Below are 25,500 nucleotides of genomic sequence, written 5' to 3'. Positions count from 1 at the left end.
AAAAGGAGATTAATATGACAAAGCTTGATGAGTATAGAATTGAAATAGATGAGATAGATAGAGAGATTGTGCAGCTTTTTGAAAAGAGAATGGAAACTGTTTTAAAGGTTGCAAATTATAAGAAGGAAAACGAAATGGAAGTACTGCAGAGTAGTAGAGAGGAAGTCGTTCTTCAGAAGGCTGTAGCTAATTTAAAAAACAAGAAATATGAGGATGATATAAGAGAGGTGTTTGAGCTTTTGATGAAACTTAGTAGAAATTCTCAGAAAAAGGAGCTTGGACTGTAGAGGTTAATTTTAGTTGATTTAAGGTGAAATTTATTGAGAGGGAAATTTTATGAGTAATATAGTTAAGGTTAAGGACGTAGAAAAAGTTAAAGGCTTGTTTGGAGATTGGGAGAATAATTTCTTGCTGTCTTGTTTGCAGGGAGTGATGGGAGAAGTGTATTCTCTTGACTTAGATAATCCCCAATCTGCTGTTGCTGTGATTGGAGATTTTAGGATGTTTGTAGGAGAGCCAAATGATAGTCTTTTAAAATTTGATTATAAAGATAGTGAATGTGACTATAAATGTGGTGAGATGGATATAATTATACCTCAAAATGATAAGTGGGCAGAACTTGTTAGAGATACATTTAATTCAGATTTAGAAGGTGTGTCAGAGCTAAAAGAAATTAAGAGATATTCTACATTTGAGGATATGAGCCAGTTTGACGTGGATAAATTGAACGAGATAAAAAGTTCTGCAAAAGAAGGATTTGAGATTTTGGATATAGATGAAGAAATCTATAATAGATGCTTAGAAAATGAGTGGAGCAAAGACTTGGTTGGAAATTACAATGATTACGAAGATTATTCTAAAAAGGGAGTAGGAGTTGTCCTTTTAGATACTAAAAACAATGAAATTGTGTCGGGAGCGTCTTCTTACTGCACTTTTGAAGGTGGAATAGAGATTGAGATAGATACAAATGAGCAGCATAGAAGAAATGGATATGCGCTTATTTGTGGGGCAAGTATTATTCTAAAATGTCTTGAAAAAGGGATATATCCTAGTTGGGATGCTCACAACAAAGGATCTATAGAACTTGCTAAGAAACTTGGATATAAAATGAAGGGTGAGTATACGGCATTTGAGTTATATAGAAAATAGTCGAAATTTACTAAAATTGAGGTTTGCGGGAGTTGGTATTTATGAGTATTAGTCTAGTTTTAGCGATTGTGTTATATTTATACTTTGGAATACTGTTTTTCGCTATGAATGGGGTTGCATTTAGCGGATTTTTCTTTGTACTTGGAACAATTTGCTTGGTGTACCACTTCACTAGAGATAAGATTAAAAAACATAGGTGGTTATATATGATTGTAAAAATTTGTGCAGCTGTGGCGATTATAATATTCGTCACTGTTGAGGGGATGATTATCGCATTTCCTAAGAAAAGTACGGAAAACTGTGATTATATCATTGTTTTGGGAGCTAGAGTGATGGGGAATGAGCCAGGACTTACTCTTAAAGGAAGGCTTGATAGAGCGCTTGAATATGTAAAAAGTAACGACGACGATTGTAAAATAGTTGTATCTGGTGGAAAGGGTGACGGAGAAAATATCTCTGAAGCCGAGGCTATGAAAAGATATCTTGTTGAAAGAGGAATTAAACCAGAGATGATTATCAAGGAAGATAAATCTGTAAACACTATGCAGAACTTTGAGTTTTCTAGAGATAAAATTGAAAACGACAGCAAGAAAAAAGTAGCTGATGTAGATGTTAAGGTAGTGACTACAGATTTTCACGCTTTTAGAAGCGACAAGTATGCAAAAATGGATGGTTATAAAAATATAAGTTTTTATACAGAAAGAACTAAGTGGTATTTGATACCAGTATTTTATGTAAGAGAATTTTTTGCCATAATAAAAATGATGTTAGTTGGTATTTATACAATCTTTATATAATCTTAATGCTTAAAGAATACATTTTTATCCTAGCTTTATATTTTAACTGTTATATTTAAGATATAAGAAATATGAAAGGGTGTTGTATATGAAAATATTATCAGGTATATATGAATATAAAGCAAATAAAGATGTAAATGGAGATTTAAAATTTGGATATATAAGAAAAAGCTTAAAATCTGTTTCTATGATTATATCTATAACTGTTATGTTTTTTATGTTAGTAGCAAGAGTTTTTGATAAAAATGCATCTAATATAGATATATATGTATTTTTATTTTCACTTTTAGTTGCATTTTTAAATATACTGATAAGATACTTTAACTCTAAGTATGAAAAAGATATAACAAGAGAGATAAAATCAAAAGAAAAAACAAAAACAGTAACAAAAATTGTTGATTTAGAAAATGGATATGCTGAAAAAATAGATGTAAAAGATATAAAAAAAGGAAATATTTTTATATTAAATAGAGGAGATATAGTTCCTTGTGATGCAACAGTGATTGATGGAGTAGCTCTTTTAGATGAAAGCTGTATAACAGGTGAAAGTGCAGCTGTTTTGGTTGAAGAAGGTGGCGAAAGAGATTCAGTAAAAGAAGGAACTAAACTAATATCGGATTCTTTAGTAGTTAAAGCAAAATCAAATTTTGGTGAAATTAAAAATAAAAGAACAATAAATAAAAGAGTTATAGATGATTTAGATAGAAGATCAAGAGAAAATAAAAGGACTGTATTATCAATAATCGCAGCAATACTTATTATACTTGTATATTCACATTACAATAAAATAGATTTGTTTGAAAAAATATTTTATTTTTTAGGTATATACATAGCAATATTGCCAGATGATATATATAATATTTTTAAATTTTTAAAGCTATTTAAAGGTGAAATTTTAAAATATTATAATATAGATTTAAAAAATATAAATTCAATAAAAAAATTAGCTGATGTAAAAACAATTTTAATAGATAAAACAGGAACTCTTACATTTGGTAATAGAGAGGCAATAAAAATTTATCCTGCTAGAAACATATCTGAAGATGATGTTGCAGAAGCTGCAGCATTGAGTTCAGCATATGATGATACTCCAGAAGGAAAAAGTATATTAGTATATGTAAAAAAATTGTATTCTTTAAGAGGAAAATATATTGGTCAAAAGGATATTAAACCTATTTCATTTGCATTAGGTAGTAGAATTAGTGGATGTGATTTAGAAGGGTTTAAAATTAGAAAGGGTTCTGAAAAAGCAATAAAAAAATTTGTAGAAGATAATGGAGGAACTTATCCTATTGAATGTAAAGAAATAAGTAAAAAAATTTCTATGAAAGGGGGAACTCCTTTATCAATAGCTGTGAATGATAAAGTATTAGGGGTGATTTATCTAAAAGATATTGTAAAAGAAGGGTTAAAAAAATCTTTTAAAAAATTGGAAAATAGTGGATACGATATAGTATTAGCGACAGGAGATAATCCTTTAACAGCTGCAACCATAGCAGCAGAATGTGGAATTAATAAATTTATATCAGAGGCAACTCCTGATAATAAATTGGATTTTGTTGAAGATTGCCAAAGTGTTGGCGATAAAACTGCTGTTGTAGGAGATGGAGAAAATGATATATATGCTCTAGCAAATGCAGATGTTTCAATAGTTATGGGAAATTCAAATGAAGATGTAAAAAGTTTTGGAGATATTATAGATAATGACTCAGATCCTGCAAAAATACCTATGATAATAGGTATAAGTAGGGAAGTTATTAAATCCGAAAAAATAATAAAGGTTATAGATTATATAAAAATGATTATAAAATCTGTTGCTGTAATAATATTAATATTACCTATAATTATGAATAATAATTTATACTTAAAAATAGATGTTTCTGCTATGTATCTACTTTTATTTAATTTATTTACAAGTGTTTTAATGATGATAACAGTTGTGTTTCACAAAAAATAAAGGAGAATAAATTTTACAATTAAAGGGAGGTATAGTCTATGGAAAGACCAGATCCAGATAGTATACTCGAAAAAATTAAAGAAGAAGAAACTTCAAGAGGAAAATTGAAAATATTCTTTGGATATGCTGCGGGTGTTGGTAAAACTTATGCGATGTTAGAAGCGGCTCATTCCTTGCAAGATAATGGGATAGATGTGGTAGTTGGATACATAGAACCCCATACAAGACCAGATACAATGGCTTTATTAGATGGCTTAGAAAGAATTCCAGTAAAGCAAGTTGAATATAAGGGAATAAAATTGAATGAATTTGATATAGATGCTGCATTAAAAAGAAGACCACACACTATATTAGTAGATGAGTTTGCACATACAAATGCAAAAGGTTCTAGACATAATAAAAGATGGAAGGATATAGAGGAACTTTTATTGGCAGGAATAAATGTATACACAACTTTGAATGTTCAACATCTTGAAAGTCTAAATGATATTATGGAAATAATAACAAATATCAATATAAAGGAAACAGTACCAGATAAAGTAATAGGTGATTCTTATACTCAAATAGAACTTATTGATATTGAGCCAGAAGAATTATTAGAGAGATTTAAAGAAGGTAAAATTTACGAAAAAACTCAAGCAGAAAGAGCTAAAGAAAATTTCTTTGTAAAAGATAATTTAATTGCACTTAGAGAAATTGCACTTAGAAAAACTGCAGATCGTGTCAATAAAGAAGTTCAGATATCAAGAATGTCAAAAGCTGATTCAGGTGTAAAACCTACATCAGATATATTATTAGCGTGTATAAGTCCGTCAACATCTTCATCAAAAGTAATAAGAACGGCGTATAGAATAGCAGATTCTTCTTTAGCAAAATGGATTGCAATATATGTTAAGCCATCAGATATGTCTTCAATTAGTCAAGAGTCTAAAAAAAGGCTTGGCGAAAATATGGATCTTGCAAAAAAATTGGGTGCAGAAGTAGTAATATTACATGGTGAAAACCCAGAAGAGCAAATTATTAGATATTCTAAGGTAAGAAATGTAACTAAAATAATAATTGGTAGAGATCACTCTGATAAAGGCAAATTTAAAAGGAAATTTAAAAAGGATATTGCTGATAAATTATTAGATAATATAGATAATATAGATATTCTTATAATTCCGTTTAGAAACGAAATTCATTCAAATAAGGTAAATAAAAATAATAATAAATCCAAACTGAAGAGAGCTTTTTCTGTTTCTAGAGTAGATATTATAAAATTTATTCTTATAAGTATTTTTATTACTGTTATGGCCTATGTTTTACAGTCGATAGGATTTGCAAAAGATAATATTTTGTTAGTTTATATGCTAGGTGTTTCTATGGTGTCTCTTTGGACAAATGGTTATACACTAGGTATTTTAAGTGCATTTTTAAATATAACAATAGTAAATTATCTATTTACTATTCCAAAATATACTTTATCTATAGCAGATCCAAGCTATATTATAACTTTAGCTGTGTTCTGCGTAATAGGAATAATAACAAGTGCTTTAATGTCTAATATAAAATTCCAGGCTAATAATGCAAGTAAAAGAGAAGAACATACACAGATGATTTATCGGATAAGTAGGACATTTTTGAAGGTATCTAGAAAAGAAGATATAATAGAAAAGGCATTAGAAATTTTAAGTGTTAGTCTTGAAAGAGATGTTTCCCTAGTTATGAAAAATGAAGAAAAAATATACTATATTAAATATAAGGGAAAAAATAATGAAATAGAATTTGAACATAAGAGTATCAATGATGTAACAGAATATGACTTTGAAAATAATATAATGATTTCTCCAAACGAAATTGCTGTTGCAAAGTGGGTTGTTAATAATGGTATGAATGCAGGTCATTTTACAGATACACTTAGTGGTGCTGTAGGACTATATATTCCTATAAAAGGAATTAAAAAAATTCATGGTGCTGTAGGTGTTTCATCAGAAGTTAAAAATATAGATACAGATGATGAAATATTTATAGAAACTGTATTAGCACAGGTAAGTATTGCACTTGATAGGGAAGAATTAGCAGAATCAAGAGAAAAAGATAAACTAGAAATGGAAAGTGAAAGGCTTAGAAGTAACCTTTTAAGAGCTATTTCTCATGATTTAAGAACTCCACTTGCAGGGATATCCGGTGCTGTAAGTACAATTATAAAAAATAAAAATGAAATAAGTGAAGAGATTACAGACGAATTACTAAATGGTATATACGAAGATTCTCAATGGTTAATAAGATTAGTAGAAAATTTACTAAGTATGACAAAGATAGATGAAGGAAAATTGAAGGTTGGAAAAGAACCAGAGCTTGTAGAGGAGGTATTATCAGAATCCTTGTCCCATATAAAAAGAAGGTTGAACGATGCAGATGTGGAAATTGATATACCAGATGAATTGATATTTGTTCCAATGGATGTGAAATTAATAGAACAAGTATTTGTTAATTTAGTTGATAATTCATTGAAATATGCAACAAGTAGTTGTAAGATTAATATAAGAGTATATAGAGATGATGACAATGCTTGGTTTGAATTTTCAGATAATGGTCCAGGTATATCAGATGATTTAGCTAGTCATATATTTGATAGATTCTATACTGGAGAAAGAAAAAGTAAAGACTCTAGAAAAGGTGTAGGTTTAGGTCTTTCTATATGCAAATCTATAGTAAATGCACATGGTGGAGAAATAAAGGTTAGAAATAGTCAAGAATTAGGTGGTGCTGAATTTATTTTTAATCTTCCACTAGAAGAAGATGAAGAGTAAGGAAGGATAAAAAATGAGTAAAAAACTTATACTTGTTGTAGAAGATGATAGTACAATTAGAAAATTTATATGTACAGCTTTAACAACTCAAGATTATGAAGTAATAGAGAGTTCAACTGGAAAAGAAGCAGTCCAAAATGCTATAGCAAAATCTCCAGATGTTATGCTACTTGATTTAGGTCTTGAAGATATAGATGGTATTGATGTTATTAAAACGGTTAGGCAGATTTCGGACCTTCCAATAATTGTAGTATCCGCTAGAGAACAAGATCGAGAAAAAGTGGAAGCATTTGATACTGGAGCTGATGATTACATAACAAAGCCATTTTCAATAGTTGAACTTCTTGCAAGGGTTAGAGTTGCTCTTAGACATAAAGAAAATAAATCTGTAGATATTTCTATGCCCAAGGAAGAAAAGGAAGATACTTTTTCTGTGGGAGATTTGTTCATAGATTACGATAAGAGAAAGGTGACTGTATCAGGAGAAAATATACATTTAACACCAATAGAATACGAAATATTATCCCTTTTAGCAAGAAATCATGGAAAGGTATTAACACATAATTATATTATAAAAAAAATATGGGGTGGAGTAATAGGTGGAGAAACCAAGTCATTAAGAGTATTTATGGCGACAATTAGAAGAAAAATAGAAAAACAACCTGCAAATCCCCAATATATAATGACAGAAGTTGGTGTGGGATATAGATTAAACGATGAAATATAATTAGAATAAGAAAGAGATTGATGTATTTACGATATTTTATTTTTGAATTTATTATTTAAAAATAATTATTGTATCTATATTAATCTCTTTTTTTATTGAATTTTATAGGAAAATATTTTCTTTTGTTAATTTTTTTCTTGTGTTAAGAAAGTATAAAGATAAAGTATAAATCTTGATACAATCTTAATCCTAAAGACACTATCTTTAATCCCGTTTTTATATATAAAAGCATAAAATTATATACATGATAAAGAAAAAGAAGATATTAAAAAATCTTCTAAAAAAGTAGGAGGTAATTGAAATGATGGATGTAATAATGATTATACGGCTTTTAGTTGGAATTATATCTGTTAAACTATTTGCTGATTGGTGTGAAAAACAAATACAGAAATAATAAAATTTATGAAAAGTAACAATTAGTATTTTTAGATGGAGGGAGAAAAATGATACTTTTAGTAGTTGTAATAGTAGCTTTATTAGCATATTTACTTTATGCTTTAATAAACCCAGAGAAATTTTAACAGAGGGCATTATAGATTAATTATTAGATTCTAACTTAGATAGAAAATAAAATATAGTGATTAAGATATTAAAACAGGAGGAAAAAATGTTACAGAATATATTATTTTTAATAGTGTTTATGATATTAGTAATTCCTATGGGTAAATACTTATATCAGGTTGCCAATTGTGAAAAAGCATTTGGCGATAGAATATTTAACAAAGTAGATAATACTATCTATAAAATATTTAAAATAGATAAGGAAGAAATGAACTGGAAACAGTATGTTTTAGCTCTTATCATAACAAATGCAGTTATGATATTTGCAGGATATTTAATTCTTAGAATACAAGGAATAGGACTTTTCAATCCTAGTGAAATTGGAGGAATGGAAGAAAGTCTTTCATTTAACACAATAATAAGTTTCATGACTAATACAAACTTACAGCATTATTCAGGTGAATCTGGATTATCATATTTAGCTCAAATGCTAGTAATAATTTATATGATGTTTACATCAGCAGCTACTGGCTATGCAGCTTGTATGGCATTTATAAGAGGTCTTGTAGGAAAGAAAAAAACTTTAGGTAACTTCTACGTTGATATGGTTAGAATAACAACAAGAGTTTTAGTTCCACTTGCATTTATAGTAGGTGTTTTACTTATATCTCAAGGTGTGCCTCAAACACTTGGCGGAACAGAAACAGTAAGAACAATTGAAGGTAATTTACAAGATATAGCAAGAGGTCCAGTTGCAGCTCTTGAATCTATAAAACATGTTGGTACAAACGGTGGTGGATTCTTTGGAGCAAACTCTTCTCATCCATTTGAAAATCCAACAATTGTATCAAATATGATAGAAATGCTTTCAATGATGATACTTCCAGGATCTTGTGTTATAGCTTTCGGATATATGATCGGAAATAAAAAACAGAGTAAAGCAGTATTTGGAGCTATGGGAATAATATTCTTAGTAGGTCTTTTAATATGCTGGACTTCTGAAAAAGCAGGTAACCCAGAATTAGCAGCAGCAGGATTAAGCCAAGCTATGGGTAATATGGAAGGTAAAGAGCTTAGATTTGGTATAGATCAATCGGCTTTATTTACAACAGTAACAACATCATTTACTACAGGTACAGTAAACAATATGCATGATACACTTACTCCACTTGGAGGACTTGTTCCAATGCTACATATGATGTTAAATGTAGTATTCGGAGGAAAAGGTGTAGGGCTTATGAATATGTTAATGTATGCAATACTTACAGTATTCCTTTGTGGATTAATGGTTGGTAGAACACCAGAATTTTTATCAAAAAAACTAGAAGGTAGAGAAGTTAAGTTAGTTGCATTATCAATAATAGTTCATCCATTATTAATATTAGCATTTTCTGCATTAGCAGTTGCTATTCCGGCTGGACTTGAAGGTATAACAAATGGAGGATTCCATGGATTATCTCAGATTCTTTATGAATTCTCATCAGCATCAGCTAACAATGGTTCAGGCTTTGAAGGTTTAGCAGATAATACTTTATTCTGGAATATGACAACTGGAGTAGCAATGTTCTATGGAAGATATTTAGCAATAGTTATACAGTTAGCTGTTGTTGGATCACTAGCAAATAAAAAACCAGTAAATACTAGTGTAGGAACATTAAAAACAGATAACTTTACTTTCACAATACTTCTTGTTGCAATAGTTTTAATAATAGGAGCATTAACATTCTTGCCAGCTCTTGTATTAGGACCAATTGCAGAGCACCTAACTATTTGGGCGTAATAAAATAGACGAATATGTAAGGAGAGTATAAAGGAGATATAGATAAAAATGAAAAACAATGGAAATAAATTTTTAACTAATGATATTCTTAAAAGCTCTATAGTAGAAGCTTTTAAGAAGTTGAATCCAAAATATATGATGAAAAATCCAGTTATGTTTGTCGTTGAAGTAGGTACTGTAGTAGCATTTTTACTTACATTAATGCCAAACTTATTTGGAAATGATGGTTCAGGAAACATAAGAATATATAATGCGGCGGTTACAATTATATTATTTATAACTATATTATTTGCAAACTTTGCCGAATCAGTAGCAGAAGGTAGAGGTAAAGCTCAGGCAGATACATTAAAGAAAACAAGAAAAGATACAATGGCTAGACTTATTGATAAAGATGGAAACGAAAAAATGATAAGTTCAAGCGAATTAAAAAAAGGTGATGTAGTTTTAGTTAATGCAGGAGAAGTTATACCAAATGATGGAGAAGTTATAGAAGGTTTAGCTTCAGTTGATGAATCAGCAATAACAGGTGAATCTGCTCCAGTTGTTAGAGAATCAGGTGGAGATTTTGCATCAGTAACTGGTGGTACAACAGTTGTAAGTGACTGGTTAAAAATAAAGATAACTACAAATCCTGGTGAATCATTCTTAGATAAAATGATTTCTCTAGTTGAAGGTGCTTCAAGACAGAAAACTCCAAATGAAATAGCATTAAATACAGTATTAGTTAGTTTAACTTTAATATTTATGATAGTTTTAATAACTTTATACCCAATGGCTAATTACACAGGTGTTCAGATACCAGTATCAACAATGATTGCTCTTTTAGTTTGTTTAATACCTACTACAATAGGTGGACTACTTTCTGCTATAGGGATAGCAGGTATGGACAGAGTTACAAGATTTAATGTAATAGCAATGTCTGGTAAAGCAGTTGAATCTTGTGGTGACGTTGATACAATGATACTTGATAAAACAGGTACAATAACTTACGGAAATAGATTAGCAGCTGATTTTATCCCAGTGGCTAATATAGAAAAAGAAGAATTAATAAACTTTGCAACGTTAAGTTCACTAAAAGATGATACTCCTGAAGGAAAATCAACAGTAACTCTTGCAAAAGACATGAATTGCAATGTAGAAAAATTAGAAGAACTTGCAGAAGGTGCTGAATTTATAGAATTCTCAGCTCAGACAAGAATGAGTGGTCTTGACTTAACAAATGGTGTAAAAATAAGAAAAGGGGCTTTCGATAGTATAAAAGAATATGTTAGAAATTTAGGTGGAGAAATACCATCAGATCTTGATGAAAAAGTAAATGAAATAGCAAAACTTGGAGGTACTCCTCTAGTAGTTGTAGCAGATAATAAAATATACGGTTTAATATATTTAAAAGATACTGTTAAACCAGGGTTAGTAGAAAGATTTGAAAGACTAAGAGAAATTGGTATAAAAACTATAATGTGTACAGGTGATAACCCTCTTACAGCCGCTACAATAGCAAAAGAAGCAGGTGTAGATGGATTTATCGCTGAATGTAAACCAGAAGATAAAATAGAAGCAATTAAAAGAGAACAGTCTGAAGGTAAAATTGTTGCAATGACTGGTGATGGTACAAATGATGCTCCAGCACTTGCGCAGGCAGATGTTGGACTTGCAATGAACAGTGGTACAACATCAGCAAAAGAAGCAGCAAATATGGTAGATTTAGATTCAGACCCAACAAAAATACTAGAAGTTGTTGAAATAGGTAAACAGCTTTTAATAACAAGAGGTGCATTAACAACATTCAGTATAGCTAATGACGTTGCAAAATATTTTGCAATAATACCAGCTATATTTACAGTTGCAATACCTCAGATGGAAATGTTAGATATAATGAATTTAGCAACTCCATTTAGTGCAGTTTTATCAGCACTAATATTTAATGCGATAATAATTCCTTGCTTAATACCTTTAGCAATGAAAGGTGTTAAATATAGACCTATGTCTGCACAGAAATTACTTCTTAGAAATGTAATAGTATTCGGTGGTGGTGGAGTAATCGTCCCATTCATAGGTATAAAATTAATAGACTTATTAATAGCACCACTTTTAATGATTATAGGTCTTTAAAAAAGAAATTTATGGAGGAAAAAAATGAAAGGGTTAAAAAATATATTAAAAAATGCAATTTCATTAAGTTTAGTTTTAATACTAGTTTGTGGGATAGCTTATCCAATGGCTTTAACAGCCACTGGACAAGTGTTATTCAAAGATAAAGCAGAAGGAAGTTTTATAGAAGTAGATGGTGAAAAAGTAGGATCAAAAAACATAGGGCAGCAATTTACAGAACCATATTTCTTTAAAGGAAGAGTGTCTTCTGTTAATTACAATACTTATACAGAAAAAGATAAAGAAGATGGAACATACGAAGGACCATCTTCAGGAAGTTTTAACTATGCTCCATCAAATCCTGAACTTAAAAAAAGGGTAGAAGCTAGTATTGATGAATTCTTAAAAAATAATCCAGAAGTAAATAGAGAAGATATACCAGCAGATTTAATGACAGCATCTGGTTCAGGATTAGATCCTAATATAAGTGTAAAATCAGCAGAAATTCAAATTCCGGCTATATCAAAAGCAAGTGGAATATCAGAAGAAAAATTAAATAAAATGATAAAAGAAAATACAGACTCTAAATTTTTAGGAATATTTGGTGAAGAAAGAGTTAATGTATTAGAATTAAATATAGATGTTTATAAAAGTATGAATAAAAATAAATAGAAAAAAACAATAATATATAATGATTGAAATGCTCCATTTTATAAATAACACAATAATATATAAAATGGAGTATTTTTTTGCTTATATATAAAAAAATAAAATTAAATTAATTTATACTTAATAAAATATAATAAATATGAAAAATAACAGAATAGCTAAATTTTCTAATAATTAAGAAAGTGATTACAAAAAATATATTTTATATATTAATTGAAAATAACATTTGAAACACATTTAGAAATATGATATTTTAAATTAGGTGCGATTATTTAAATGGAGGGAGTATAAAGTAATGATTGATGTAAGTAAATTTTTAGTTAATGAAGCAAATGAATGTTTATTATGTAAAAAACCAAGTTGTAGAACAAATTGTCCAGTTCATACAGACATACCTGGCATAATAAACCTATTTAAAGAAGGTAAAATGGAAGAAGCAGGACAGATACTATTCGAAAACAACCCAATGTCAGCAATATGCGCAATGGTTTGTCCTCACGAAGATCAGTGTTTTGGACACTGTATAAAAGGAATCAAAAAAGACCCAGTAGAATTCTACAAAATAGAAGAATTCATATCAAGAGAATACTTAAAAACTGGTAAAATAACTATAAAAGAAGAACCTAAAAACCAGAGAGTTGCAGTAGTTGGTTCAGGTCCAGCAGGTTTAACTATAGCTACAGAATTAGTTAGAAAAGGATACAAAGTAACTGTATTCGAAAAAAATGGTAGAGTTGGTGGTATATTAAGATACGGTATACCTGATTTCAGATTACCAAGAGAAATAGTTAAAGACATGATAAGAATGTTAGAAGAAGCTGGAGTTGTATTCAGAACAAATACTGCTATAGGTCAGGTTATAACTATAGATAAATTATTCTACGATGGATATGATGCTGTGTTCATAGGAACTGGTACTTGGAGTCCAAAGAGATTAGATATAAAAGGTGAAACATTAGGTAACTCATTATATGCAATAAACTACTTAAGATCACCAAAGAGATATAACTTAGGTAAAAAAGTTATAGTAATAGGTGCAGGAAACGTTGCAATGGACGCTGCAAGAAGTGCTAAACGTTACGGAGCAGATGAAGTAACAATAGCATACAGAAAAGACTTCTGCGATATGAAAGCTTGTAAAGCAGAAATAGAAGAAACTAAAGAAGATGGAGTAGTATTTGATACATACAAAGCTCCAATAGAAATAACTGAAGAAGGTGTAATATTCGCTGATACTCACAGAGTTAAAGGTGAAGATGGTAGAGAGTCAGTTGTTATGATAGAAGGAAGCGAAAAATTATACGAATGTGATTCTGTGCTAATAGCTATAAGCCAGACTGCAAGAAATACAATCGTTAAAAATAACCCTGAGTTAGAAGTAAACAAATGGGGACTTCTAGTAACTGATGAATACGGTGAAACAACTAGAGAAGGTGTATTCTCTGGTGGGGACGTTACTTCAGGACCAAGTACAGTTATAGAAGCTGTTGTTAATTCTAAAAAAGCAGCTGAGTCTATAGACAGATACTTAACTAATAAAAGAAAATAAATTTGTAAAATAGAAGGACAAGAGTATAACTACTCTTTGCTCCAGGATATACAAAGGGATGTTGCAAATTTTGTAGCATCCCTTTTTTAGATTCAAATCGCGTTATTCCCCTTCCAGGCTTCGGCGACTCGTCCATTATAGTAACACATTTAAATGTTACGAGTCGCCTGTAGATTGTCAGTGGGAATTAACTGCGATTCAAATCTTAAAGGGATTGCGTACAAAATTTTGCAACATCCATGTTATTAATTTGCGAGCATGAGGAGCGGTTGTAACTCTTATCTTTAGTTTATAAATTTGTTTGTACAGAAGAATATTTTGCCATATCAGATTATTAATTAAAAAAAATGAGATTAAAAAAATATATTTGTAAAATTAGTTATAAAATTTAATATTTTTATTCAAAATTGATTTGTAAAATGTTATAATATTTTATACATATTATATAAAATAAAAATATGAAATGTAAAATTGCTAGGAGTTGACAGACATGTTGAAGGTTTGCGAAAATCTGAACAGACAGACAGACAGACAGACAGACAGACAGACAGACAGACAGACAGACAGACAAGTAAGTCTGTAATTTTGTTATGCAATTTTTTAATAGAGATATATAAAGGATACAGTTTTTGTTAGATACAATTACTGTGTCCTTTTTTTGTTGATTTTTAGTATTTTATGTTTTAAGAGAGGGTGTTTGTATGAATAAGAATAGAAATAAGGTTGCTGCTATGATGATGGTTGCAGCGATTACAGTTAGTTCAGTTGCTATGCCAGTTGAGGCTGCTGTGAGTAGTGTGGAGAGTGTAGGAATTGAGAGCGGAAATAATGTTTATGAAGAAGGAGATATTGATTTAAGAAAGGATATACCAGATTCTAGATTTAGAGAAGTTATTATAGAGGAAGCGAGAAATAAAAATATACAAATAAGTAAAGATGGTATAATAAAAAAAGAAGATATAGAAAAATTTAAGAGTTTTAAATATGCAGAAAATGTAGACGAACAAATAAATTTAAGTGGAATAGAAAAATTTACAGGTTTAGAATGGCTATGGATAGATTATTTAGGTAATAGTAGTTTAGATTTATCTAATAATACGAATTTAAAAATGATAAGATTAAGGGGAAACAGTTGTTTAGAAGAAATAAATTTATCAGGAATTAAAACTTTAGAAACACTTGAAATTAATACAACTAATATGAAGAGTTTAGATCTTTCTACTAATACAGGATTAAAGCAATTACAATTATTAGGTGACACAAGTGAGCTTAAAAAGGGATTGGGTTATTTAAAATTAAATGAAAATATTAAACTTGATTCTTATGTACCAAATGAAGCACAAAATACAACTGTATTAGTAGATAATGAAAAAGATAAACAAATAGATTTAGCAAAAGAATTCCCAGGAATAAATCCAGATGATGTTATTCTAGATCCTAATCAAGGTGTTACTAAAGAAGGAAGTATAATAAAATGGGATAAAGTTCCCAAAAATCCAATAAGATATACTTATAGAACTCAAGGAAAAGAAAATGGAACTTTATTATATGTGCGGTTATATATTGAAGATAGTTATGGAATAACTGAAGGTGTAGTCATAAATGAGAAAAATTTCCCAGATAAAGAATTTAGAAAGTATTTATGTAGTAGTAATTTTATTGCTTATGATAATGGTATAGATATACAAAATTTTAAAGAAGGAGATATTATTCCAGCAGAAGTATTAAGAAAAATAAAGAATATTGATATAAGTGGTAATAAAAAAATAGAAGATTTAACTGGTATAAAATATTTCAAAAATTTACAAATGTTAAATTGTAATGATAATAAGATAAAAAATATAAATGTATCAGAAAATAAAGAATTAAAAGGATTAGATTGTAATAACAATAGATTAAAAACTTTAGATGTATCTAATAATCATAATTTAATCAAATTAGATTGTAGTAGTAATTTGATTTATGATTTAAAAATTAGTACAGATAGTAGTATTACTTCTTTGAATTGTAATAGAAATGAATTATCATCAATAGATACATCAAATCTTAAAAATTTAAAAAATTTAGGATGTGGAGAAAATAATTTAAAAAATCTAAATTTAAAAGAATTAACAAAATTAGAAAGTTTATACTGTGCATCAAATGATTTAGAGAGTTTAGATTTATTATCATTAAAAAATTTAAAAAATTTAAATTGTAGTTCTAATAAACTATCATTATTAGATCTTTCAGAAAATATAAATTTAGTAAGTTTAGGGTGTAGTTTTAATACAAAATTAAACGAGTTAGATCTTTCAAATAATACTAAATTGACAACTTTAGATTGTAATAATAATAATATAGAAGATATAGATTTAAAGAATAATAATGATTTAGTAAGCTTATATTTAACTTCTAATAAATTAAAAAGCGTTAAAAATTTACATTTAGAAAAAAAAGAAAATTTAGAAGAACTAAGATTAGAATATAATAATATATCAGAAGATATAAATCTAGAAAATAATTTAAAATTAGAATATTTATCAGTAGAAAACAACAAGAATTTAAAAAATATAAACTTATCTAAAAATGAAAATCTAAAAAAATTTAGTATACGGGGAACTAAAATAGGTAAATTAGAACTTAATGAATTTGTAGAGCTAGATTATCCTATGATTGAAAATGAAATATATATTGATATAGATAAAAATAATAAATCAATAGACTTAAAAGAATTTAATATAAATAAAGATGATATAGTAAAAGGAAGATTTTCGCTAATTTATCCAGAAAAAGGAGTTAAAGTAAATGGAACCAAATTAGAATGGGATGATGAAATCGATAAAATATATTATACGTGTAATTGTGGTGGAAAATATGATAGATGTTATATGGCAGTACGATTAATTATAAATGGAGATGAAGAAGAAAGACCAAACCCAGATAAACCAATAAATCCTGATCAAGGTGGAGGTTCTGGTGGAGGAACAACAACTCCAGATCAGAAGCCAGACCAGAAACCTGATGAAAAACCAAATAAACCTGTTAATATAAGTGCAAGAATAATGGGTAAAAATAGATATGAAACTGCAGCTAAGATAGCAGATGAGCTAGTTAAGAACAACGTTTCATACAACTCAGTAATACTAGTAAACTCAGATAAATCAATGGCTGATGGACTTTCAGCAGCATCATTATCTGGAAAGAAAAATGCTCCAATATTACTAGTTAAAAAAGACAGTATACCTGCTGAAGCTATGGCTAAAATAGAAAAAGCTAAAAACGTCTACATAATAGGTGGAGAAGGTGCAATTTCTAAGAATGTAGAAAATCAGTTAAAAGGGAAAAATATAACTAGAATATCTGGAAAAGATAGATACGAAACATCATCAAAAATAGCTAGTATGCTTGGTGGATATAAGATGGCATTTATAGTTAATGGTGCGAAAGGTGAAGCGGATGCAATGTCTGTATCATCAGTCGCAGCAAAATATGGTGCTCCAATATTATTAACTAATGGAAAAACTTCTACACATCCAGTAAAAGAAGGAGTTACATATTATGTAATTGGTGGAAGAAGTGTTGTATCTAATCAGTTAGCGGATAAATACAATGCAGATAGAATAGCAGGCGTTGATAGATATTCAACAAACAGAAAAGTAATCGACGAATTCTACTATGATTCTAAGAAAGTATACTTTGCAAAAGGGGATACTTTAGTAGATGCACTAACAGCGTCATTACTAGCAAAAGATAATGGTATGGTATTAGTATCTAAAAATGCAAACCATAAAAAATTAGAAGGAAAAGAAGCTGTTCAGGTTGGAGGAATGGACTTCGAAATAAGCTTTGAATAAAAAATAAACAAAAATGCTACTGTGATTAACTTCATGGTAGCATTTTTTATTGCTATATGTTATATATACAAATAATGTTATAATATTATTATAATAAAGGCGGTGTTGAGATGTTAAATATTTACTTTGGAGATAAAGAGGGAAGCAAATATATTTATAATCCCGATTCATATTTTGACCATTGGTATGATCCAAATTGGTTGGTAAAAGATTTATCTAAGGAGATAATAAAGGCTGTAGATAAATCTGAAGTTATAGGACCGAATTTAATTCAAAGTCCTGTTTTTGGAGCTATGTCCCCAGATAGATTGTCTGGTGGTACAAAGACTTTGATATTGATAGATAATGATGATGAGCATATCTTTAATGCAATACATTGTGGAGATAACTGTGCTAAATATTTGTTAAAAATAGCAGAAAATAAGGATAGAATAATTCTTTTATAGCATATAATTGATTTTGGGGAGAAATTTGAAATAAAGATACTTAACACTGGCAAAGTTGTTAATAATTTTGATGATTACTTCAGAGAAGCTAGAATTGCGCTAAACGGTGAATAAAATAATTACAAGTGCTACTATGATTAACTTCATAGTAGTATTTTTTTATGCCAAGTAAACAAACTAGGACAAGATTTATAACTGCTCGTAAGCTACAATTCTGCAAGCGCCTCACAGCTGCTAAATGTGTTACATAAAAGTGCGAGGCGCTGAAGCCTGGAGAGCAAATAATTGTGATTGCGCAAAATAGGCTGTTAAAAAGAAATTGTGATAACTTTTATTGACATATGTCATAAACGGAGTATAATTATAGTTGTAAGTGACATATGTCGATAACTTAGGAGGTGTTTTATGCCTAGACCAATTAAATGGAGAAATGTTTGCGGTCTTCCAGAAAATGAAAGATTTGGACCGATAGACGCTCCTGAATCAGAAAGAAAATTTATAACGATGACTGTGGACGAGTATGAAACAATAAGATTAATAGATCTTGAAGGGTTTAATCAGACTCAGTGTGCAGAGCAGATGAATATCGCAAGAACTACAGTACAGGGAATTTACACAAGTGCGAGAAAAAAACTTGCGGAATCTCTTGTAAATGGTAGTGTTATCGTTATAAAAGGTGGGGAGTACGTTCTTACAGAAGGCTCAGGAATGGGCTGTATGCGAGGATGTAAGAAATGTAGAAAAAGAAAGATGATGGAAAAAGAACATCAAGAAAAAGAAATTTTAAACTTAGAAAAAAATTCAAATGAAGAAAAATAGTTTGAAGTATAAGAAGTATAAATTTAAAAGAAATTAAAATAATAAAGGACGTGTAAAATTATGAGAATAGCTATACCAGTAGACGAAAAAAATATAGATTCAGAGGTTTGTATATCATTTGGACGTACACCATACTTCCTAATATACGACACAGAAAATGGAAATGAAGAAATTTTAGACAATAGTGCAATAGCAGAATCAGCGGGTGCAGGAATTAAAGCATCTCAGACAATAGTAGATGCTGAGGTTGAAGTTTTATTAACTCCAAGATGTGGTGAAAATGCAGCCGAAGTTCTTGAAGCTGGAGAAGTTAAGATGTATAGAACATTTAAAGGAACTGCAAGAGAAAATATAGAAGCTTTTAAAGAAGGAAAATTAGAGGAATTAACTGAAATCCACGCTGGATTCCACGGACATGGTGCAAACTAGTATGAATATAGCAGTACTTAGTGGGAAGGGTGGAACAGGAAAAACCCTTCTTTCAGTAAATATGGCTGCAGCATCAAAATCAGCTACTTACATAGATTGTGATGTTGAGGAGCCAAATGGATATTTGTTCTTTAAACCAGAAGAAATTGTAGAGGAAAATGTATCTGTAAAAATTCCTGAGGTCAATAAAGAACTTTGTAGTGGTTGTAGAAAATGCGTGGATTTCTGCAAATTTAATGCACTTGCATTTATAAAAAAGGCGCCGATTGTGTTTGGAGATATTTGTCATTCATGTGGTGGTTGCTCGCTACTATGTCCAGAAAATGCAATTACTGAAAAAGATAAAGTAATAGGAAAAATAGAAAAAGGAAAATCTCAGGGAATTGATATATACACAGGAATTTTGAATACTGGCGAGGTGTCGGGAGTTCCTATAATAGAGAAATTGCTTGAGGAAAATAGAAAATCTTCTAGTAATGGAGAGATTTCTAATAATATAGAAGGAAACGAAAAACTTTCTATTATAGATTGCCCTCCAGGAAGTGCATGCATAGTAATGGAAAGTATAAAAGATGCTGATTTTTGTGTGTTAGTTGCTGAGCCGACAGCATTTGGAGCACATAACTTAGAAATGGTGTATGAGCTAGTTAGTTTATTTGGTAAACCATTTGGAGTAGTGCTAAATAAATGCTTAGATGGAGAAAATCCATCAGAAGAATTCTGTAAAGAAAAAGGAATTAAAATTCTTGGAAGAGTTCCTTTTGAAAAAGAACTTGGAGAATTAAATTCAAATGCAAAAATAGCAGCTAGAGAAAGTGAAAGATACAATAAATTGTTTAAAAATATACTTGAAACAGTGAAAGGAGAGGTGCAACATGAAAGAGCTTCTTATACTGAGCGGTAAGGGTGGAACTGGAAAGACTACTGTGGCTAGCTCATTTATAAAGCTTTCAAATACAAAAGCTTATGCTGATTGTGATGTAGATGCTCCAAACCTTCACCTTGTAGCAGGTAAAAAAACTGAACCTAAGAAGGAAGCGTACTATGGGCTTCCAAAGGCGGTAATAGATCAAGATAAATGCATCCAATGTGGAAAATGTATGGAAAACTGTAGATTTGACTCTATAATGGAAAAAAATGGAGAGTTTTCTGTAAAGAAATTTGGATGTGAGGGATGTGGTGTATGTGAATATGTATGTCCTTCAAGTGCAATAACAATGCAGAAATCAGCTGCGGGAGATACTATGATTTACAAAGATGAAGATAGAGTATTTTCAACAGCTAAGTTGTACATGGGAAGTGGCACATCTGGAAAACTTGTCACAGAAGTTAAGAAAAATATGAGAGAGAATGCAGCTGACGATGTAGAAATCGCTGTTATAGATGGATCTCCAGGAATTGGATGTCCTGTAATAGCTTCTTTAAACGGTGTGGATGCACTTCTTATCGTTGCAGAGCCTTCTATTTCTGGGATGAGCGATATGGAGAGAATTATAACAACTGCAGCGAGATTTAGAGTAAAAACTGCTGTATGTGTAAATAAATTCGATACTAATATAGAAAATACAAATAAAATAGAAGAATTCTGTAAAGAAAATAATATTTCTTTAGTAGGGAAAATTCCTTATGATACAGAGGCAGTTAAGGCGATAAACAGTGGAAAAACTATAGTTGAGGTAGATTGCCCTTCTGGAAATGCTGTTAGAGAGGTATATAAAAAAGTTGTTGATATGCTTTCTGAAGAAACGGAGAAAGTTTCTAAAGGGAAGGATTACGAAAACGTAATAACATTATAAAGTATTAATTGTAGTATATTATGAAATATTGATAATATAAAATATTTTGGGAAAAGAGATGTTAAACTATGATAATAAAAACACTTTGCGAGAACACATCTGTAAATGAAGATATAAAGGCTGAGCATGGGCTTAGTTTTTATCTTGAGCTAAATAATGGAAGAAAGCTTATGATAGACACAGGTCAGACAGACTTATTCTATGAAAACGCTGAAAAAATGGAAGTAGATGTATCTGACGTGGAATGTCTTGTGATTTCACATGGGCATTACGACCACGTTGGAGGATTGAACAAATTCCTTGAAGTGAATAAAAAAGCAAAGGTTTATGTACACGAGCTTGGATTTGACGATTATTTTTCTAAGAGCAGCGGAGAAATAAAATACATTGGAATGGATAAAAACCTTGCAGAAAATCCTCAAATTGTAAAAACTAAAGGTATATTTGAAGTTGATGAAGATATTAAATTATTCTCAGATGTAGCACACGAAACTCCATTACCTGCTTCAAATTCAGGTCTTTTTATGAAAGAAAATGGAGAAATAGTTCAGGATAAGTTTTTACATGAGCAAAATACAATTATAAAAGAAGATGGGAAGTACGTCCTATTTACAGGATGTTCACACAATGGAATAGTTAATATACTAAAACAGTTCTATAAAAATGAAGGAAGATACCCAGATTTCGTGATAGGAGGATTCCATTTCTCTTGGAAAAATGCAGACGCAGATGCAGATTTTAGCTATGTAGATGAAGTAGGAAAATTCCTATTAGAAACAGGAGCTAAGTTCTACACAGGTCATTGCACAGGAATTCCAGCCTATGAAAGACTTAAAGAAATCATGGGTGATAAGATTGATTATTTAGCCTCAGGATCTGTTGAGACTTTATAAATAAATAATTTAAATTCAGTCGCAAATTTAAGACGTTATTATATGGAGGTATTTGAAATGTTAAAAATAGCAGTAGCAAGTGAAGAAAAAATGGTAGCAGGACACTTTGGTCATTGCTCAAACTTCAATATATTTGATGTTGAAGACGGAAAAATAGTGAAAGAAGAATCAATAGCAAACCCAGGACATAAACCAGGATTTTTACCTAATTTCTTAAATGATATGGGTGTTAAAGTTGTTATATCTGGTGGTATGGGCGGTGGCGCCATAGAAATATTCAACGAAAAGAATATAGAAGTTATAACTGGTGCAACTGGTGAAGCTAAAGCTGCAGTAGAAGCTTATGTAGCTGGAAACTTAAAATCAACTGGAAGCGTATGTAACAAACATGAACATCATGGAGAATGCGGAAATCATTAATGAGAGAGAGGCTGTTGCAAGGATTTGCAGCAGCCTTTTTTGATGGCTTTGAACAACATATTAATTCCCTTCCAGGCTTCGGCGTGGTGTGTGATATATAGTTTGTTGAAAAACAATCTCACGCCTGCAGATTGTCAGTGGAATTTAATATGTTATTCAAAAGCCCAAAAGGTTACTTGCAAAATCCTTGCTAACAGCCATCATCTTATTTGCTGATTTCTAATATAAAGAATAAGTTTATAAATGGTATAATTAGGGTATATAATGAGTATGTTAATGAAATAGTAAATTTATGAAATTTGTTTTATATGGAGGGATACGATATGTTAGAAGTAGGTACTAAGGCACCAAGTTTTACATTACCAGATCAGAATGGAGATATGCATAGTTTAGAGGATTATAGAGGGAAGAAGGTTCTTTTATATTTCTATCCAAAGGATAATACACCTGGTTGTACTAAACAGGCTTGCGGTTATAGTGAGAGAGCTCCTAAGTTTGAGGAAAATGGAGTTGTTGTTCTTGGAATTAGCAAGGATAGTATAGCATCACATAAGAGATTTGAAGAAAAACAGGGACTTTCTTTTACAATTCTTTCAGATACAGAGTTAGAAGCAATACAGGCTTATGATGTTTGGAAAGAAAAGAAGAATTTTGGAAAAGTTTCAATGGGTGTTGTGAGAACTACTTATCTTATAGATGAGGAAGGGGTAATCATTGAAGCGAATGGAAAAGTAAAAGCTGCTGAAGACCCAGAGAAGATGTTAAATTTAGTTGAAAATATGTAATTAGATAAAAATATTGTAAGTAAATATACGATAAATTAAAACACTTCACAAATTTGTGAGGTGTTTTTTTATTTCTACGTAAATACTTTAATTTAAAAGATTTATAAGAAACTAAAGGAGAATAATAAAATGAAAATAGTTAATTTTTGGAAATCACATGAAAAGAATGGATTTTTATCACAGTGGTATAAAGTATCATTTAACTTCCGCTAAACCAGAACGTAGCGTAACGTTTATTTAAATATAATAAATTAATGCTTTAGTTAAATTATAGTACAATACAATTATTTGAATTTATGATAATATATTTATAATAACTTAGGAGGTGTGATTATGTTTGCTATAAGACTTGAAAATCTTGTTATTAAAAATATTAGAAATCTAAAAGAAGTGAAAATTAGTATGGAAGAGTATGAGGATTTAAGGGAGAATAACTCTAAAGAGTATTCAAATATTTTAGGTTTATTTGGTCCAAACGGTAGTGGTAAAACTTCTATACTATATGCTATAGATATTTTAAAGACTGTTATGTCTGGAAAGAATTTTACTGCAAAGCATATAAATAATCAGAATAAGGGTGCTAGTATTAGTGCTACTTTTTATATTTCTGATTATAAAAAGTTTAATTATCTAGTAGACTATAGTTTTATATTTACTAGAAATAACGTTGTTGATGAATTACTTAAAGTTACTAAATTAGGTGGTAAAACTATTGAAGTACCAAAATTTGGTAATAGCAATTTAAAATCTCAGATTTTTAATGAATATAATATGCAAAATTATGGTTTAATTAAGGAGTTGATGGATTTTGCCAACAATAAACTAGTTTTATTATTTAATAAAAATATTGTTGAGTTTGATATTAAAGATTTTTATAGCAATATGGATTCAAAAATCTTTAATTTATTGCAACCATTATACATAGAATCTGATGAAATTAATTTAGTAAATCAAGTTCTTGATAAGATAAATAATGTTTTATCTTTATTTGTTAAGCGAGAGTTGAGATTAGTAAATTATATAGATAATAGATATATGGCAGTTGTTAAGACTGATAATGGGTATATAGATTTGGCAGAAGAGTCACTTGGTATTATAAATATAATACAGTTAGTTATCAATTTAATACCATTGTCAGTAGATTCAAGTAGATGTTTATGTATAGATGAAATTGAAAGTAGTGTGTTTGATTCTTTGACTACTGAAATTATTAAATCAGTAGATTCCTGCTTATCTGGTCAAATAATATTTACATCACATCAATTTTCATTATTAGATGAGTTAAAAAACACAAATATTTATTATTTAAAGGATGGAGTTGCTATAAAAAATCAGAATAAATGTGACCCATATCATAGTTATCTTAATTACATCTATAGAAAATCTGATATATTACCAAGCAGAGCACATGTATCAGTTGCATTTAGAAAGTCTGGAGGTAATTAGATAGGTAAAGTTTAAATAAGTAGCTTTCAGCTAAACCAGACTTGCCGAAGGCTCATTTGAGTGTTGACGTCAAACTGAGTAGGGATTTTGTGTTAAAGTTTACAAATGATACTGTTAAAATAGACGGTAACTCTATGACATATTATGAGAGTAAAACTATTTTGGAAGATGGTTATGCTATTGGTGGGAACGGAAGGACAGCAAGGTTATTAATGAATTATATTTTAATGTCTTTTGAATTCCTACCTATTTCAATAAAACCATCTATTGTTTCAGAGTATTATAGTTCTTTAGACGATTTTGGTTGCAGTGGTAATTTAAATAATTTTGTTAAGTTAGTTTCTAGGTGGAAGAAGAGCGATTAGATGAATATATTAATGAGGTAGATGCTACACAAAAAGTTTCAAAGATGTATTTAGTTTAATTAATTGAGAGGTGAATCACCTCTTTTTTTTATGTGTATATGGATATATTAAAAGTAGAAGGATAATAAAAGTGATAATTTTTAATTTTAACTTAATTTATTTCATTTTAACATTTGCTAAGTTAAAATGAAATAAATTAAGTTAAAAGGATAAAAATAATGTTTTTGACATAATATAAAAATAATAGTAT

General features: G+C 29.8%; 22 protein-coding genes. All 22 read left to right on the top strand.

The features are described from left to right. The first annotated feature begins 14 nt into the window (after positions 1-14). The 22 genes from KGNDJEFE_RS06045 (at position 15) to KGNDJEFE_RS05940 (ending at position 25,250) form a co-directional block, all read left to right on the top strand. The gene (locus KGNDJEFE_RS06045) at positions 15-287 is read left to right on the top strand and encodes a chorismate mutase (RefSeq protein ID WP_006440405.1); all 273 of its coding nucleotides are present in this window, start codon (positions 15-17) and stop codon (positions 285-287) included. A 49-nt stretch (positions 288-336) separates the two neighbouring features. Beyond that, positions 337-1,149 (top strand): GNAT family N-acetyltransferase, encoded by an 813-nt coding sequence (locus tag KGNDJEFE_RS06040; protein ID WP_006440406.1) that lies wholly within the window; start codon positions 337-339, stop codon positions 1,147-1,149. A 41-nt stretch (positions 1,150-1,190) separates the two neighbouring features. Then, a complete protein-coding gene (locus KGNDJEFE_RS06035) occupies positions 1,191-1,946 on the top strand; it encodes a YdcF family protein (protein WP_006440407.1) in 756 nt (251 codons plus the stop codon). A gap of 88 nt (positions 1,947-2,034) precedes the next feature. Next, a complete protein-coding gene (locus tag KGNDJEFE_RS06030; RefSeq protein ID WP_006440408.1) occupies positions 2,035-3,903 on the top strand; it encodes an HAD-IC family P-type ATPase in 1,869 nt (622 codons plus the stop codon). A gap of 38 nt (positions 3,904-3,941) precedes the next feature. Then, on the top strand, positions 3,942-6,698 hold the full coding sequence (locus tag KGNDJEFE_RS06025) for an ATP-binding protein (RefSeq protein WP_006440409.1): 2,757 nt from the start codon (positions 3,942-3,944) through the stop codon (positions 6,696-6,698). A 13-nt stretch (positions 6,699-6,711) separates the two neighbouring features. Further along, positions 6,712-7,425: a response regulator gene (locus KGNDJEFE_RS06020; RefSeq protein ID WP_006440410.1), complete on the top strand. Its 714-nt coding sequence runs from the start codon at positions 6,712-6,714 to the stop codon at positions 7,423-7,425. 443 nt (positions 7,426-7,868) lie between these two features. Next, on the top strand, positions 7,869-7,946 hold the full coding sequence (gene kdpF, locus KGNDJEFE_RS11985) for a K(+)-transporting ATPase subunit F (protein WP_071585597.1): 78 nt from the start codon (positions 7,869-7,871) through the stop codon (positions 7,944-7,946). Between the two features lie 86 nt (positions 7,947-8,032). Further along, positions 8,033-9,706 carry a potassium-transporting ATPase subunit KdpA gene (gene kdpA / locus KGNDJEFE_RS06010; protein WP_040410465.1) on the top strand — a complete coding sequence of 558 codons (1,674 nt, stop codon included), beginning with the start codon at positions 8,033-8,035 and terminating at the stop codon, positions 9,704-9,706. Positions 9,707-9,754: 48 nt separating this feature from the next. Further along, entirely contained in the window at positions 9,755-11,818 is a 2,064-nt protein-coding gene (gene kdpB / locus KGNDJEFE_RS06005) for a potassium-transporting ATPase subunit KdpB (protein ID WP_006440412.1), read from the top strand. A 24-nt stretch (positions 11,819-11,842) separates the two neighbouring features. Next, positions 11,843-12,469 (top strand): potassium-transporting ATPase subunit KdpC, encoded by a 627-nt coding sequence (gene kdpC / locus KGNDJEFE_RS06000; RefSeq protein WP_006440413.1) that lies wholly within the window; start codon positions 11,843-11,845, stop codon positions 12,467-12,469. Positions 12,470-12,761: 292 nt separating this feature from the next. Further along, the gene (locus tag KGNDJEFE_RS05995) at positions 12,762-14,015 is read left to right on the top strand and encodes an NAD(P)-dependent oxidoreductase (RefSeq protein ID WP_040410466.1); all 1,254 of its coding nucleotides are present in this window, start codon (positions 12,762-12,764) and stop codon (positions 14,013-14,015) included. A gap of 701 nt (positions 14,016-14,716) precedes the next feature. Beyond that, positions 14,717-17,851 (top strand): cell wall-binding repeat-containing protein, encoded by a 3,135-nt coding sequence (locus KGNDJEFE_RS05990; RefSeq protein ID WP_006440417.1) that lies wholly within the window; start codon positions 14,717-14,719, stop codon positions 17,849-17,851. 110 nt (positions 17,852-17,961) lie between these two features. Beyond that, the gene (locus tag KGNDJEFE_RS05985; protein ID WP_006440418.1) at positions 17,962-18,297 is read left to right on the top strand and encodes a DUF4869 domain-containing protein; all 336 of its coding nucleotides are present in this window, start codon (positions 17,962-17,964) and stop codon (positions 18,295-18,297) included. A gap of 405 nt (positions 18,298-18,702) precedes the next feature. Next, positions 18,703-19,116 carry a DUF134 domain-containing protein gene (locus tag KGNDJEFE_RS05980; protein ID WP_006440419.1) on the top strand — a complete coding sequence of 138 codons (414 nt, stop codon included), beginning with the start codon at positions 18,703-18,705 and terminating at the stop codon, positions 19,114-19,116. A gap of 60 nt (positions 19,117-19,176) precedes the next feature. Continuing rightward, positions 19,177-19,545: a NifB/NifX family molybdenum-iron cluster-binding protein gene (locus KGNDJEFE_RS05975; protein ID WP_006440420.1), complete on the top strand. Its 369-nt coding sequence runs from the start codon at positions 19,177-19,179 to the stop codon at positions 19,543-19,545. A 1-nt stretch (position 19,546) separates the two neighbouring features. Next, positions 19,547-20,449 (top strand): ATP-binding protein, encoded by a 903-nt coding sequence (locus KGNDJEFE_RS05970; protein WP_040410467.1) that lies wholly within the window; start codon positions 19,547-19,549, stop codon positions 20,447-20,449. After that, positions 20,421-21,341 (top strand): ATP-binding protein, encoded by a 921-nt coding sequence (locus tag KGNDJEFE_RS05965; RefSeq protein WP_006440422.1) that lies wholly within the window; start codon positions 20,421-20,423, stop codon positions 21,339-21,341. The genes KGNDJEFE_RS05970 and KGNDJEFE_RS05965 overlap by 29 nt, the downstream gene beginning before the upstream one ends. 68 nt (positions 21,342-21,409) lie before the next feature. Next, a complete protein-coding gene (locus KGNDJEFE_RS05960) occupies positions 21,410-22,234 on the top strand; it encodes an MBL fold metallo-hydrolase (protein WP_006440423.1) in 825 nt (274 codons plus the stop codon). A gap of 57 nt (positions 22,235-22,291) precedes the next feature. Continuing rightward, a complete protein-coding gene (locus tag KGNDJEFE_RS05955) occupies positions 22,292-22,654 on the top strand; it encodes a NifB/NifX family molybdenum-iron cluster-binding protein (protein WP_040410468.1) in 363 nt (120 codons plus the stop codon). 323 nt (positions 22,655-22,977) lie between these two features. Continuing rightward, complete coding sequence (bcp, locus tag KGNDJEFE_RS05950) at positions 22,978-23,439, top strand: thioredoxin-dependent thiol peroxidase (protein WP_040410469.1); 462 nt, start codon at positions 22,978-22,980, stop codon at positions 23,437-23,439. A 333-nt stretch (positions 23,440-23,772) separates the two neighbouring features. After that, positions 23,773-24,885 carry an AAA family ATPase gene (locus KGNDJEFE_RS05945; RefSeq protein ID WP_006440426.1) on the top strand — a complete coding sequence of 371 codons (1,113 nt, stop codon included), beginning with the start codon at positions 23,773-23,775 and terminating at the stop codon, positions 24,883-24,885. An 89-nt stretch (positions 24,886-24,974) separates the two neighbouring features. After that, positions 24,975-25,250 carry a Fic family protein gene (locus tag KGNDJEFE_RS05940; RefSeq protein WP_006440427.1) on the top strand — a complete coding sequence of 92 codons (276 nt, stop codon included), beginning with the start codon at positions 24,975-24,977 and terminating at the stop codon, positions 25,248-25,250. Positions 25,251-25,500 lie beyond the last annotated feature (250 nt).

Source organism: Peptacetobacter hiranonis, from assembly GCF_008151785.1.
Lineage (GTDB): Bacteria > Bacillota > Clostridia > Peptostreptococcales > Peptostreptococcaceae > Peptacetobacter > Peptacetobacter hiranonis.
This window is presented reverse-complemented; position numbering and strand designations above follow the sequence as displayed.

Excerpts from the sequence above, each read along its gene's own strand:
- KGNDJEFE_RS06045 (WP_006440405.1), top strand. The coding sequence starts at position 15 with ATGACAAAGCTTGATGAGTATAGAATTGAAATAGATGAGATAGATAGA.
- KGNDJEFE_RS06040 (WP_006440406.1), top strand. The coding sequence starts at position 337 with ATGAGTAATATAGTTAAGGTTAAGGACGTAGAAAAAGTTAAAGGCTTG.
- KGNDJEFE_RS06035 (WP_006440407.1), top strand. The coding sequence starts at position 1,191 with ATGAGTATTAGTCTAGTTTTAGCGATTGTGTTATATTTATACTTTGGA.
- KGNDJEFE_RS06030 (WP_006440408.1), top strand. The coding sequence starts at position 2,035 with ATGAAAATATTATCAGGTATATATGAATATAAAGCAAATAAAGATGTA.
- KGNDJEFE_RS06025 (WP_006440409.1), top strand. The coding sequence starts at position 3,942 with ATGGAAAGACCAGATCCAGATAGTATACTCGAAAAAATTAAAGAAGAA.
- KGNDJEFE_RS06020 (WP_006440410.1), top strand. The coding sequence starts at position 6,712 with ATGAGTAAAAAACTTATACTTGTTGTAGAAGATGATAGTACAATTAGA.
- kdpF (WP_071585597.1), top strand. The coding sequence starts at position 7,869 with ATGATACTTTTAGTAGTTGTAATAGTAGCTTTATTAGCATATTTACTT.
- kdpA (WP_040410465.1), top strand. The coding sequence starts at position 8,033 with ATGTTACAGAATATATTATTTTTAATAGTGTTTATGATATTAGTAATT.
- kdpB (WP_006440412.1), top strand. The coding sequence starts at position 9,755 with ATGAAAAACAATGGAAATAAATTTTTAACTAATGATATTCTTAAAAGC.
- kdpC (WP_006440413.1), top strand. The coding sequence starts at position 11,843 with ATGAAAGGGTTAAAAAATATATTAAAAAATGCAATTTCATTAAGTTTA.
- KGNDJEFE_RS05995 (WP_040410466.1), top strand. The coding sequence starts at position 12,762 with ATGATTGATGTAAGTAAATTTTTAGTTAATGAAGCAAATGAATGTTTA.
- KGNDJEFE_RS05990 (WP_006440417.1), top strand. The coding sequence starts at position 14,717 with ATGAATAAGAATAGAAATAAGGTTGCTGCTATGATGATGGTTGCAGCG.
- KGNDJEFE_RS05985 (WP_006440418.1), top strand. The coding sequence starts at position 17,962 with ATGTTAAATATTTACTTTGGAGATAAAGAGGGAAGCAAATATATTTAT.
- KGNDJEFE_RS05980 (WP_006440419.1), top strand. The coding sequence starts at position 18,703 with ATGCCTAGACCAATTAAATGGAGAAATGTTTGCGGTCTTCCAGAAAAT.
- KGNDJEFE_RS05975 (WP_006440420.1), top strand. The coding sequence starts at position 19,177 with ATGAGAATAGCTATACCAGTAGACGAAAAAAATATAGATTCAGAGGTT.
- KGNDJEFE_RS05970 (WP_040410467.1), top strand. The coding sequence starts at position 19,547 with ATGAATATAGCAGTACTTAGTGGGAAGGGTGGAACAGGAAAAACCCTT.
- KGNDJEFE_RS05965 (WP_006440422.1), top strand. The coding sequence starts at position 20,421 with ATGAAAGAGCTTCTTATACTGAGCGGTAAGGGTGGAACTGGAAAGACT.
- KGNDJEFE_RS05960 (WP_006440423.1), top strand. The coding sequence starts at position 21,410 with ATGATAATAAAAACACTTTGCGAGAACACATCTGTAAATGAAGATATA.
- KGNDJEFE_RS05955 (WP_040410468.1), top strand. The coding sequence starts at position 22,292 with ATGTTAAAAATAGCAGTAGCAAGTGAAGAAAAAATGGTAGCAGGACAC.
- bcp (WP_040410469.1), top strand. The coding sequence starts at position 22,978 with ATGTTAGAAGTAGGTACTAAGGCACCAAGTTTTACATTACCAGATCAG.
- KGNDJEFE_RS05945 (WP_006440426.1), top strand. The coding sequence starts at position 23,773 with ATGTTTGCTATAAGACTTGAAAATCTTGTTATTAAAAATATTAGAAAT.